A 12,536-nucleotide genomic window follows, 5' to 3' on the forward strand; every position below is an offset into this window, starting at 1 on the left:
TGCTGGTTCCGTCGGGCGAGCTCAACTAGATAAGCTATTGCTTTGATAATGTAATCCAATACATATGGTTTTGTTTTTATCGCGTCAGGTCACAAAAGTGTCATAATTAAAACACATAATGGCGCTCGACAGACAACAACTATTACTAGGTATAAATCACTATGGTAAGACGGATTCTTGTTGTAGAAGACGAAGCACCAATCCGCGAGATGTTGTGTTTTGTTCTTGAACAGAAAGGGTATGAGGCGGTTGAAGCCGAAGATTTTGATTCTGCGCTGGAAAAAATTGTAGAGCCTTATCCTGAGCTGATTTTATTGGACTGGATGCTTCCTGGTGGTTCGGGGATCAACCTGCTCAAACATCTTAAGCGTGATGAGATGACTCGTAAGATCCCGGTCGTTATGCTGACAGCCCGTGGTGAAGAGGAAGATAAGGTACGCGGTCTTGAAGCCGGTGCGGATGACTATATTACGAAGCCTTTTTCACCCAAGGAGTTGATGGCTCGTTTGAAGGCGGTTATGCGTCGGGTGTCACCGACATCGCTGGAAGATGTGATTGATGTTCAGGGCCTGAAATTGGATCCGGTTTCTCACCGTGTTACCTCGAACGAGGAACCGCTGGATATGGGGCCGACAGAGTTCAAAATGCTGCATTTCTTTATGACACACCAAGAGCGTGTGTATAGCCGTGAGCAGTTGCTGAACAATGTTTGGGGAACCAATGTCTACGTTGAAGACCGTACTGTTGATGTTCATATTCGTCGCTTGCGTAAGGCACTTGAGACGGGAGGACACGATAAGCTGGTCCAAACGGTTCGAGGTGCTGGCTATCGATTCTCGACCCGTATTTAACTGAAATACGGGAGCTCGCTAAAAGCTGAAATTAAGAACGGAAGATGGTGTGCGCTTTCGTTGTGATGGAGTGATAAATGGTTGAACGGCTATCGTGGAAAAAGCTGGTATTGGAGCTGGCCTTTTTCTACTTGCCTTGGATCGTACTGGGACTGATTTTTGGCTATATGCCTTGGTTCCTCTTGGTTGCCACCTGGATCCAGCTAATCTGGCATTTTCATAATCAATTGAAAATGTCCAATTGGCTGTGGAAGGATCGCAGCCTGACTCCGCCATCGGGCTCCGGCAGTTGGGAGCCATTGTTTAACGGGCTTTACCGCCTGCAACAGCGTAACCGTCGTCGCCGAAAAGAGCTGGCGACCCTGATCCGACGTTTCCGTAATGGTGCGGAATCTCTTCCTGATGCTGTTGTTGTTTTTCGTAGCGAAGGAAATATTGTCTGGTGCAATAAGCTGGCTCAGCATCTGTTGGGGTTCCGTTGGCCAGATGATGCCGGTCAGCCAATAAGTAACCTTCTGCGCAGCCCGGATTTTGTTCGTTATTTAGCTAAACAGTCTTTTGATACTCCGCTGGAAATCACTTCCCCGCTTAATTACGACCGGACATTAGAGCTGAGGATTATGCATTACACCGAGGGTGAATACCTGATGGTGGTGCGGGATGTATCCCAGGTTAAGCAGCTTGAGGGGATGCGCAGAAATTTCTTCGCCAATGTTTCTCATGAGCTGCGAACCCCAATGACGGTATTGCAGGGATACCTCGAGATGTCCAAGGACCCTGAAATGTTGGTCGGCCCTATGTGGGATAGAGCGCATGGGGTGATGACTGAGCAGTTGTTGCGGATGAATTCTCTGGTCGAGCAATTGCTGACGTTGTCCAAAATTGAGGCTGCACCGAATATCGAGCTGGATGAAACCGTTGATGTGCCGGCAATGCTTGATATTCTGGAAAAAGAGGCGGTTTCCCTTAGTGGTGGTGATAAGCATCTTTTTACTTTCGAGATTGATACATCACTTAAGGTGCTGGGGGATGAGGATCAGCTGCGCAGTGCGATCTCCAATCTTGTTTACAATGCTGTGAAACACACCCCGAAGAATGCCGAAGTTTCAGTTCGATGGTATTTGTCACCAACTGGACCGAGGTTGGAAGTGAAAGACAGTGGAGAGGGGATTGAGCCTCAGCATATTCACCGTCTGACGGAGAGGTTCTATCGGGTTGATAAGGCCCGATCGCGGGAAACCGGTGGAAGTGGCTTGGGTTTGGCTATTGTGAAGCATGCCTTGAGTCATCATGACTCTCATTTGGAGATTGAAAGTGTGGTAGGCGAAGGCAGTACTTTTTCCTTCACTTTGCCGCAGCGGTTAGTTGCTCAAGCTGCTTAGTCACCAAGTTGGGTGTGAAACTATCGGGACAAAAAGTAAGAGTGAGATAAAAGCAAGCGGCCCTCTGGCCGCTTTTGCTGTTTGAAACCAAAAGGAATGAATGTAGCTGATGGTAGCGACGCTGAGAAAACTGGGATGCTTGTTGGTGCTGCTTGCTAGCTGGGGAGCTCTGGCGGCTGATCATGATCTGCCTGAATACAATAAGGTGAGCGGTATTTCCGGTAATTTGTCTTCGGTTGGCTCTGATACGTTTGCTAATCTGATGACCTATTGGTCCGAAGAATTTAAACGGATATACCCGAGTGTTAATGTCCAGGTGCAGGCTGCGGGTTCATCAACAGCTCCGACGGCCTTGACGGAAGCAACCGCTCAGTTGGGGCCGATGAGCCGGGCAATGAAAGCGCGGGAAATCGAAGCTTTTGAGCAGGAGCATGGCTATCGGCCGACGGCTGTGCGGGTCGCGATTGATGCTTTGGCGGTGTTTATTCATGAGGATAATCCGCTAAAGGGGATTAATTTTGCTGAGCTAGATGCCATTTATTCCCGGACATTGCGCTGTGGCGGTACGGAGTCAATTACCCGCTGGGGTCAGCTAGGTCTGACGGGCAGCTGGGAGGATCGCGGTATTCAGCTATTTGGTCGAAATTCGGTATCCGGAACCTATGGTTACTTTAAGCAACGGGCGCTATGTCAGGGGGACTTCCGTAATAATGTGAATGAGCAGCCGGGCTCGGCTTCTGTCGTGCAGTCGGTGTCGAGTTCGCTCAATTCGATTGGGTATTCGGGGATTGGCTACAAGACGACAGGGATCCGGGCTATTCCTGTTGCTCGTGAAGGGGATGATTACGTTGAAGCGACGATTGAGAATTCGATTAATGGTCGTTACCCGTTAGCTCGTTATCTGTATATCTATGTCAACAAGCATCCTAGCATGCCGATACCACCGCTGGATGCCGAGTTTATCCGGTTTATTCTCTCCCGCAGCGGGCAGGATATCGTTGAAAAAGATGGCTATGTGCCACTACCGGCCACAATTGTTGCTGCGGACTTGGAAAAGCTAGGGCTGTAGGCAAAACAAAACCGGGGTTACTTTCCCGGCTTTGTTTGCTTCTTTCGTAAGGACTGAGACACGTTACAGCAAACAGCAAATATTAAGCAAGGGGCTGTCACGTGATAGCCAGCTGCCATCCGGCTTTCGCCCAATATTCTTGTTCTTGTTGTAAATCGGCGGCCAATAACTTGTTGTTGGTTTCCCAATCTTTTGGCAGGGTCAACTGCCAGTCTTCTTTATCAGCTTTAATTTTGATTGTTGGGAGTGGCTCTTCTGTTCGCTGGCCGTTGAGGGCGACAGCTAATCGCAGGGTACGGATCAGTGGGTAAAGGTGTTTGCGTTTGTAGATGTTCAGTTCCGGCATTTCATCGAGTTTCAGGCTCTTGCGTTGAAAACGAACCAAAGTTGCCAGCACGGTTTGTTGCTCCAGGTTAAACCCCGGCATGGTGCTGTAGCGTAGCAAGTAGGCCGAATGGCGATGAAAGCCCGGATAGGTGATACTCAACCCGACTTCATGGAGCAGTGCGCCCCATCCGAGCAGGGTGGATAATTCCGATTTAGCCAGCCCAGGTTGCGGTTCGATCTGGCTGTAGAGCATTTCAGCTGTATCTTTTACCCGTTTGGCCTGCTCCATATCAACATGATATTGAGCCGCCATGGCGTCGGCGGTACGGGTTCGGATATCACTGTGGCGGAAGCGATCTTCCATTTCATAGAGGAGTCCTTCCCGCAAGGCGCCATCTGAATAGCTCATTTGCTCGATCTTGAGTGAACTGAAAACGGCGCTGAGGATAGCGACTCCGGCCGCAAACACGGGCTTGCGATCATCGCTCAACCCTTGGAACTCAAGGTCTTTTGCTGTTTTGTAGCTTAGGATTTTGTCTGTTAGCTGGTTGAGCCGCTTGCTGGTAATGATGCCGTCGGAGTGCCCCATACCAATCAGTACTTCGCGAATAGCCTTTATGGTGCCAGATGAGCCGACTGCGTATTTCCAGCCTTTTTTGCGGTATTGGCTGGCAATGCTTTCCATTTTTTGCTCGGCTGCCAGTGTGGCTGCAGCCATATTTTTTGCGTTGATTTTGTCTTTGACGAAGTAGTATTGGTTATAACTGACACAGCCCATGTGCTTGCTGTAGGCCAGATGGGTATCAAATTTTTCTCCGATGACAAGTTCGGTACTACCACCACCGATGTCGACAACCAGTTTTCGGTCATTTTCCGGTTGGGTGTGAGCAACGCCGAGGTAAATTAAACGAGCTTCTTCGGTGCCTGGAATTATTTCTATCGGATAGGGAAGAAGGCATTCTGCGCGCTTGAGAAAAACGTGGGCATTTTGCGCCTGACGCAGCGTGTAGGTAGCGGCAATTCGGACATTCTCGGGTTCGAAGCCCTGTAGACGCTCAGCAAACATCGCCAAACAATTCAATCCACGCTGGATAGCGGCCTGATCGAGGTTTTGGTGAATATCCAGCCCGGAAGCCAGATGAACACGCTGTTTGTGCCGACTGATTATTTGCAAGCTTTGTCCGACTATCCGGGCAACGACCATATGAAAACTGTTTGAGCCAATATCGATCGCTGCAACTTCGCGTGGGCGTGGATTCTCAATCATTTTTATTTACCGCTTTTTCGGCTTTTTTACGGAGCTGTTTTTCCGTGTTTTTCAGGTAATCATAGGTCGCAATTTGTGAACGTATCTTACGACGGTTTCCCCGAGGCACGTATTGGTTGCTCATATCTTTATCGATGACCCGGGCTTTGACCGTATCGGTAAGCTGAATATTGAGGATATCGATAATTTTCTTTTTCAGTACCGGATCCCTGATTGGACAGCCGACTTCAATACGGTTGTCGATGTTACGGGTCATCCAGTCGGCAGATGAGATCATAACTTCAGGATCCCCGTTATTCTCAAATACCACGACTCGCGGGTGTTCAAGAAAGCGGTCGACGATACTGATCGCAGTGATATTATCGCTGATCCCTTTGATCCTTGGGATCAGTGAGCACATGCCGCGAATGATCAGTTTGATCTCGACACCGGCACAGCTGGCCTGATAAAGCATGTTAATCAACCCTTTATCAACCAGATTATTTACCTTAAGTGTAATACCCGCTGGTAGGTTTTGCTTGGCATGGGCAATTTCCCGGTCAATCAGATCGTACAGGCGTGAGCGTGAGTTACGCGGAGATACGACTAAGTGATTGAATTTAATCGGGCGATAAGGATTCTCGATATAGCCGAAAACCTGGCGTACTTCGTTGGTGATATCTTCGTCACAGGTGAAAAATGCAAAGTCGGTATAGATCCTTGCGGTTTTTTCGTGGAAGTTCCCTGTTCCCAGGTGGGCATAGCGCACGAAGCGGTCGCCTTCCCTGCGGGTAATGAGGCACAATTTTGAGTGGATTTTAAGGCCTGGTACGCCGAATAGTACATGGACACCGGCTTCGGTCAGGCGGCGAGCCCAGATAATGTTGGCTTCTTCATCGAATCGAGCCTGCAGCTCTACCACGACGGTAACTCGTTTGCCATTGTTGGCCGCATCGATCATCGATTCGATGATCCGCGAGTCTTTGGCGACCCGGTAGATATTGATTTTGATGCTGCGAACCTTGGGATCATAGGCAGCCTGGCGCACTAGTTCAGACATATGATTGAAGGTATGGTACGGGTAGTACAGCAAAATATCCTGGGCTTTGATAGCGTCAAAGGCATTACTGGCGCAGCTGAAGTGATAGCTTTCTATTGGCGGTAGCGGGCTATTTTCCAAATACTTGCGGCCTACATTAGGGAAGCCGATAAAATCTTTGAAGTTATGGTAACGTCCGCCGGGAATAATACTGTCGTAGCTCGAGACTTTCAGAAGCCGGCAGAGCACTTTGATCATATCGTTTGGCATATCCCGCTGGTAGACAAAGCGGACAGGCATGGCCGTCAGGCGCTGCTTGAGGCCTTCGGACATTTGTTCGAGCAGGCTGTGTTCGACTTCCAGGCCGAGATCATATTCGGCATCCCGGGTCATCTTCATTGAATAGGCTGCCAGGCTGTCGTATTCGAAAAAGCCGCTGAAAATATCATCAAGGCAGAAACGGATAATATTATCAAGCAAGATCAGTGTTTTGCGCCTTTTTCCTTTTGCTTCAGGTAATTGGATGAAACGGGGGAGCTGATCGGTGGGGATTTCGATTAGCGCGTAATTCTTTTTCTGTTCTTTTTGCATCTCGACCGTCAGGTAAGAGTATTCGTCTTTAAGGAAGTCCAGAAGGTCGATGTTTTTGGCAAGCAGAATTGGGGTGATGTGGGGGAGGATGGTAGTACGAAAGTATTTCCTCAGCCATATTTTCTGATAGTCATCGAGCTGCTGTTCATTGACAAGGAAAATATGGCGTCGAGCCATTTCCAGTAAGATTTCGTTGTACAGGCTATCGAAATCCTGGTTGAGCTTCAGTACCCGGCTCTGGATTTTACTTAGTAGCTGTTTGGCACTGTCATCTCCGCCTTGTTCCTGGCTAATCATAATTTGGCGTTTTACGTCAGCAAAGCGAACTTGGTAAAACTCGTCAGTATTGTTGGAGAAGATCCCGAGAAAGCGAACGCGTTCAATCAGCGGAACGGATTTGTCCGCGGCTTCTTGTAAAACGCGTTCGTTGAAAGATAGCCAACTTAGTTCTTTTTCTATATATAGAGTTTCCTTACTCATTGTGAACCTACTAATAAGCTATGGGCTAAAGTGTAATGTTCTTAGTTATCATCGATATCAACTGTCAAATCATCTGCGAGTTTTTCGAGGGAATCCTGAACCACTTCGAGCTCGATATCGTCCGGTAGTTCGAGCTGGAAGCGTGCGGTGAAAATTGGGTAACCCCAGTTAGGTGCGCTTTGGGTATCTGTTTTGATTCTGTTTATATTGATCCCAAGTTGATTGAGTTTGGTCGTTACGTCTTTGACGATGCCCGGACGGTCATTGCCCGTGATAGTAAGGTTGTGGAGGGCGATAGCGGGAGCATCTGCAGTGTCTTCTTCGACAATATGGATTTGCAGCTCATCTATTTGCGAGAGGGCGTTGCTTAGTATCGGGATATATTGGGAGGCGACTTCAATTTGTAATATGCCTGCAAATTGTCCGGCTAGTTTGTTCAGGCTACTCGATAGCCAGTTACCGTTATTCTGGTAAACGATGTCGGAGAGCATTTCAACCAGGCCTGGACGATCTTTACCGATAACAGTAATGATCAGATGCTTCATGACGACTTCCTTTTTCTTGGTATGCTAATTCATTATGTGTACCTGTATATTATCTGTCCAGACACTGCGTTCGCACTATTCCGGAAATGTCTATAAGATCATAAATTATTCATATTAATGACGTTTTGCTGTAAGCCCATACTGCTTTGATATATGACAGCCAAGAACAGTATGTAGCACCCAAGAACAGAAAGCAGTAATAGCCCCACAAGCTTTGGCTGTCATATAATTGTCATTAAAAAGAAATATTATTCGTAAACCTATAAAACTTTTGAGGTAATAATGGCAGACGCCAGTGCATTTTTGAGGGGGGATAGCCCTGGGCGCCGGGTAAAAGATACGCTTGCGCGCTATGGGGTAACAGCTGGCGGTATTTTCGTTCTTATTACCTTGGTACTTATCTTCTTTTATCTGCTGTTCGTCATTTTGCCCATTTTTGAAACGGTAAAGGTCAAACCCCAGCAAGCCTTTTCTGTAACCTTTTCCGATCAGCCTGCGGCTATCCGTATTAATGAGCAGAATAATATTGCCTACCGCATGTCGCAGCAGGGCCGTCTGAGCTTCGTTGACTTGAATCCCCCTAAAGCCGGCGAGCTCTTAAGCCAGTATTCGGTGATGGCAAGCCCTGCGAGTTTTTCCCGGACTTTGCCAAAAGAAGAAGTGTATGCCTACGGAGGACAATCCGGACAGGTTGTCGTGTTTAAACCTGCTTTCCGGACTGATTTTTCCAATGGTGAGAAACAGACAACACCGGAGCTGGTTTATCCGCTGGATCAGCGTGTGTTTCAGCTAGACCCTGATTTACAACCGATTATTCAGTTAGCCGTTTCGGTTCGTGATGAGCATGCTGTTGTGGCAGGGGTAACGGCTGACCATCGTGTTAGGGGAATGACATTTCGCCATCAGGAAAACCTGCTGGGGAAGGAGACTGCTTGGCAGGTTCACTCATTTGAGGTGGATGAGCTGCCTGAGTTTATTAGTACACTGGCGGTGACTCCGGATGGCAGGACCTTGTATGCCCTTTCCGGAGATAACCTCTATGTGGTTGGTTTGGAAGGTGAGCGAGCAGCGGTTCGTGAAGTTGTCGATGTTAGTACCGCAGAGGGAAAACCGTTGCAGCTGACATTGCTATCGGGGGCTAACTCGCTGTTGATAACGACTAGTGATAATGGTGTGTCGCAGTGGTTTGAAGTGCTGCGTGATGGCAAGCGAACGCTGATTAATGCCCGTGATTTTTCTCTTGGTGAGAGCCCGCTTGTTCGCTTGGTTCCTGAGTATGCCCGTAAAGGTTTTTTTGCTATCCAGCAAGATGGCAGATTGTCGGCTTATTACACTTCTGTTAAAGGAGATATCTATAGCGAGCAATTATTTGAGACGCTGCCAGATCTTGTTGCGATATCTCCTCGTGCGGATCGTTTGGTAACGGTAAACGGGGCGCAATGGCAAATCTATCAGGTTACTAACCGCCATCCGGAAATTGGTTTTGCTTCACTTTGGCAAAAGATTTGGTATGAAGGCTACCCTGAGCCGGATTATGTTTGGCAGTCGACTTCGGCCAGTGATGAGTTTGAACCTAAGTTGAGTCTTGTGCCCATCGTTTTCGGTACGCTCAAGGCAGCGTTGTATGCGATGTTTTTTGCAATACCCATGGCATTGGCCGGAGCGGTGTATACGGCTTATTTCATGTCATCGAAAATGCGGCGGGTGATTAAGCCGACAGTGGAGATCATGGAAGCATTGCCGACAGTGATTTTGGGCTTTCTGGCCGGAATCTGGCTGGCACCGATTGTTGAGGAAAACCTGACCGGAATCACTTTGCTGGTAGTGGTGTTTCCACTGGTTATGCTGTTGGTCGGGTTTGGTTGGTCGGTGTTACCTGGGCGGTGGCACCATCGCATGCCGCCGGGTGGATTACACATTATTTTGTTGATCCCGGTTATTGTATGTCTATTTTATGTCTGTTTTGAGGCTGGGCCGCAATTCGAGCAGTGGTTTTTTTCCGGTGATTTGCGAATGTACCTCGTTAGTGAATGGGGAATTGGCTACGATCAGCGCAACGCTCTGGTAGTGGGGATCGCGATGGGCTTTGCTGTGATCCCGACGATTTTCACGATAGCTGAAGATGCCATCTTCTCAGTTCCTGGTCATTTGACTAGCGGTTCACTGGCGCTTGGAGCTACTCACTGGCAGACATTGACTCGCGTGGTATTGCTCACAGCAAGTCCCGGCATTTTTTCTGCAATTATGATGGGATTGGGGCGTGCAGTGGGCGAGACGATGATAGTTCTGATGGCAACCGGCAACACTCCGATTATGGACTGGAATATACTGGAAGGGTTACGGACTTTGTCAGCGACGATCGCTATCGAGATGCCCGAGACCGAAGTGGGAAGCTCGCATTATCGGATTTTGTTCCTTGCCGCTTTTGTTTTATTCGTTTTTACTTTTGTATTCAATACAATCGCTGAGCTTGTCCGCCAGCGTTTGAGAGAGAAATATAGCTCGCTATAAGGCTGTGAATTATCAATATGAATTTTATTAAGTGATGGGAAATTGGTTTAAGTCCGGTGCTCTTTGGATATGGATGACAGCTGGAGCGGTGAGCCTGAGCCTGGCGGCAGTGTTAGGCTTGCTACTGTTGATTGGCTGGAAGGGGTTGAGTTACTTCTGGCCGGCACCTGTGTACCAGTTTGAGCTTGATATCAACGGTAATAAGCAGACAGTTATTGGCGAGCTTTATGAGCAAAAATCGATTCCGATTCGACAGTTGGCTGAAGCGGGCATCGATATCTCTGATATCAAAGGGGAGCGGGTTCTTCGTTACCTTATTAAAACGGGAAACCGTGAGCGGGTGGAGCTGGACTTTATCACTGTGCTTGACCCCCAGATTGAAAGCCGCTCTTTGGCTCATGATATTGCGGTGATTGATCGGGTGAAGAACGGGAAGTTTTACGGTTACCCGATTAGCTATATTGATGATGGAGCCAGCAAAGGACTGACAGAGCTTTCCCATGGGCTTTTGGCGGCTGCCCAGGTTCGTGATGAGATCAGGCAACTGCAGCAGAAAGATATCGCAGCAATTAACCTTCAGCTTGAACAACTTCGGCGTCAAGAGCGTAAATTCGGTAAACAGTCGGAACTGGAGCAGAAGCGCCGTCAGTTAGAGCAGACATATAGCGTGTTGGAACAACGCCTGTTCGATCTGAGACTGGTGCTGGAAAAAGATGCGTTACTGGTTCGCGATATGGCTGGGACGACTGTCAGATTGCCGCTTGAGCAGATTTTAGATATCTGGTACCCGAACAATATGGGCTTTGCCGATAAATTGGTTCATTGGGGGCGGCAATTAGGAAAATTTGTTATCGAGGACCCTCGGGAAGCCAATACTGAAGGCGGCGTTTTCCCTGCTATTTTCGGCACAGTTTTTATGGTGCTGTTGATGAGTGTGATGGTTACTCCGTTGGGGGTTATGGCTGCTGTTTACCTTCATGAATATGCCGGGAAGAATACGTTTACTAAGTTGATCCGGGTGGCGGTAATCAACTTGGCGGGTGTGCCATCGATTGTTTACGGCGTTTTTGGCCTTGGCTTTTTTGTTTATATGGTGGGGGGAAGCGTTGATGAGATCTTTTTCTCCGACCAGCTTCCTGCCCCTACCTTTGGTACCCCGGGGATTTTATGGTCGGCACTGACACTGGCGATTCTGACACTTCCGGTGGTGATTGTTTCGACCGAGGAGGGGCTTGCCCGGATCCCGAATTCGATTCGCCACGGCTCGCTGGCGCTAGGAGCTACGCAGGCTGAGACGCTTTGGCGGATTGTGTTGCCGATGGCCAGCCCGGCAATTATGACCGGTTTAATTTTGGCGGTGGCCCGGGCAGCTGGAGAAGTGGCACCGCTGATGTTAGTAGGGGTGGTAAAAATGGCACCGACCTTACCAGTAGATAGTCATTTCCCTTATTTGCATTTGGATCGTAAGTTCATGCACCTTGGCTATCATATTTATGATGTCGGCTTTCAGAGCCCGAATGTTGAGGCAGCAAGGCCCTTGGTTTATGCCATTTCGTTTTTGCTGGTCACGGTGATTGTGGGGTTGAACCTGACCGCAATCGGTATTCGAAACCATCTGCGCGAAAAATACCGCTCTTTGGAACACTAGCGAGATTCATGACTGATATGTTTTCAATTAATTCGACAATGGGCTTATTGCAGCCGGAAGATTTGACCTCGTTACCCGAAGAAAAAACCGCGATGTCGATAGAGGGGCTGGATTTGCGTTATGGTAATCACCAGGCCCTGTTTAATATCAATATGCGGATTGCCAAAGGCCAGGTGACATCGTTTATCGGTCCGTCGGGGTGTGGTAAATCGACACTGTTGCGATGCATCAACAGGATGAACGATTTGATCGAAGGATGCCAAGTTGAAGGCAAGATCATGCTGCATGAGCAGAATATCTATGACAGTAAGGTTGATGTGGCTTCCTTGCGTCGCCGGGTGGGTATGGTTTTCCAGCGTCCAAACCCGTTTCCGAAGTCTATTTATGAAAATGTAATTTATGGCTTGCGCTTGCAAGGGATAAAAGATCTCCGGGTTTTGGATGATGCGGTAGAAAATTCGTTGCGAGGGGCGGCACTGTGGGATGAGGTGAAAGACCGCCTGCATGAAAATGCTTTTGGTTTGTCGGGAGGGCAGCAACAGCGCCTGGTGATTGCCCGTGCGATTGCAATTGAGCCCGAAGTACTGTTGCTCGATGAGCCGACATCGGCATTGGACCCGATATCAACTCTGACTATTGAAGAGCTGATCAACGATTTAAAAACCAAATATACTGTTATTATCGTTACCCATAATATGCAGCAGGCAGCAAGGGTGTCGGATAACACGGCATTTATGCATATGGGAGAGCTGGTGGAATATGCCAATACCAATGATATTTTCACCACTCCAAAAGAAAAGCGTACGGAAGATTACATTACTGGTCGATACGGTTAAGGAACAGAGAG

At 48.3% G+C, this 12,536-nt stretch carries 9 protein-coding genes; 6 read left to right on the top strand and 3 right to left on the bottom strand.

Annotated elements, in window-relative coordinates; genetic code table 11:
• The first annotated feature begins 161 nt into the window (after window positions 1-161).
• The 3 genes from phoB (at window position 162) to Q0852_RS06705 (ending at window position 3,302) form a co-directional block, all read left to right on the top strand.
• Entirely contained in the window at window positions 162-851 is a 690-nt protein-coding gene (gene phoB / locus Q0852_RS06695; RefSeq protein ID WP_299015663.1) for a phosphate regulon transcriptional regulator PhoB, read from the top strand.
• Between the two features lie 77 nt (window positions 852-928).
• Window positions 929-2,233, top strand: a complete 1,305-nt coding sequence (gene phoR / locus Q0852_RS06700) for a phosphate regulon sensor histidine kinase PhoR (protein WP_299015666.1) — start codon at window positions 929-931, stop codon at window positions 2,231-2,233.
• Window positions 2,234-2,342: 109 nt separating this feature from the next.
• Window positions 2,343-3,302, top strand: a complete 960-nt coding sequence (locus Q0852_RS06705; protein WP_299015669.1) for a PstS family phosphate ABC transporter substrate-binding protein — start codon at window positions 2,343-2,345, stop codon at window positions 3,300-3,302.
• 97 nt (window positions 3,303-3,399) lie between these two features.
• On the opposite strand, the gene ppx is transcribed toward Q0852_RS06705, so the two are convergent.
• Genes ppx through Q0852_RS06720 form a run of 3 tightly spaced genes read right to left on the bottom strand, consistent with a single transcriptional unit; the run spans window position 3,400 to window position 7,530 of the window.
• Window positions 3,400-4,896, bottom strand: coding sequence for an exopolyphosphatase (ppx, locus tag Q0852_RS06710; protein WP_299015672.1), 1,497 nt, complete (start codon window positions 4,894-4,896; stop codon window positions 3,400-3,402).
• Entirely contained in the window at window positions 4,889-6,985 is a 2,097-nt protein-coding gene (gene ppk1, locus Q0852_RS06715; RefSeq protein ID WP_299015675.1) for a polyphosphate kinase 1, read from the bottom strand. The genes ppx and ppk1 overlap by 8 nt, the downstream gene beginning before the upstream one ends.
• Before the next feature lie 41 nt (window positions 6,986-7,026).
• On the bottom strand, window positions 7,027-7,530 hold the full coding sequence (locus Q0852_RS06720) for an ACT domain-containing protein (RefSeq protein WP_299015678.1): 504 nt from the start codon (window positions 7,528-7,530) through the stop codon (window positions 7,027-7,029).
• Between the two features lie 282 nt (window positions 7,531-7,812).
• Here Q0852_RS06720 and Q0852_RS06725 point away from each other — a divergent pair, with 282 nt between their 5' ends.
• Genes Q0852_RS06725 through pstB form a run of 3 tightly spaced genes read left to right on the top strand, consistent with a single transcriptional unit; the run spans window position 7,813 to window position 12,525 of the window.
• Window positions 7,813-10,041 carry an ABC transporter permease subunit gene (locus tag Q0852_RS06725; RefSeq protein WP_299015681.1) on the top strand — a complete coding sequence of 743 codons (2,229 nt, stop codon included), beginning with the start codon at window positions 7,813-7,815 and terminating at the stop codon, window positions 10,039-10,041.
• A gap of 34 nt (window positions 10,042-10,075) precedes the next feature.
• Window positions 10,076-11,689, top strand: a complete 1,614-nt coding sequence (gene pstA / locus Q0852_RS06730; RefSeq protein WP_299015684.1) for a phosphate ABC transporter permease PstA — start codon at window positions 10,076-10,078, stop codon at window positions 11,687-11,689.
• Window positions 11,690-11,706: 17 nt separating this feature from the next.
• Window positions 11,707-12,525, top strand: coding sequence for a phosphate ABC transporter ATP-binding protein PstB (gene pstB, locus Q0852_RS06735; RefSeq protein ID WP_299016343.1), 819 nt, complete (start codon window positions 11,707-11,709; stop codon window positions 12,523-12,525).
• The last annotated feature ends 11 nt before the right edge of the window (window positions 12,526-12,536 follow it).

Origin of the sequence: uncultured Photobacterium sp., from assembly GCF_947502415.1 — a bacterium.
GTDB lineage: Bacteria > Pseudomonadota > Gammaproteobacteria > Enterobacterales > Vibrionaceae > Photobacterium.

Coding starts and splice junctions, on each gene's coding strand:
- phoR (WP_299015666.1), top strand. CDS start 929: ATGGTTGAACGGCTATCGTGGAAAAAGCTGGTATTGGAGCTGGCCTTT.
- Q0852_RS06720 (WP_299015678.1), bottom strand. CDS start 7,530: ATGAAGCATCTGATCATTACTGTTATCGGTAAAGATCGTCCAGGCCTG.
- pstA (WP_299015684.1), top strand. CDS start 10,076: ATGGGAAATTGGTTTAAGTCCGGTGCTCTTTGGATATGGATGACAGCT.
- ppk1 (WP_299015675.1), bottom strand. CDS start 6,985: ATGAGTAAGGAAACTCTATATATAGAAAAAGAACTAAGTTGGCTATCT.
- pstB (WP_299016343.1), top strand. CDS start 11,707: ATGTTTTCAATTAATTCGACAATGGGCTTATTGCAGCCGGAAGATTTG.
- Q0852_RS06725 (WP_299015681.1), top strand. CDS start 7,813: ATGGCAGACGCCAGTGCATTTTTGAGGGGGGATAGCCCTGGGCGCCGG.
- phoB (WP_299015663.1), top strand. CDS start 162: ATGGTAAGACGGATTCTTGTTGTAGAAGACGAAGCACCAATCCGCGAG.
- Q0852_RS06705 (WP_299015669.1), top strand. CDS start 2,343: ATGGTAGCGACGCTGAGAAAACTGGGATGCTTGTTGGTGCTGCTTGCT.
- ppx (WP_299015672.1), bottom strand. CDS start 4,896: ATGATTGAGAATCCACGCCCACGCGAAGTTGCAGCGATCGATATTGGC.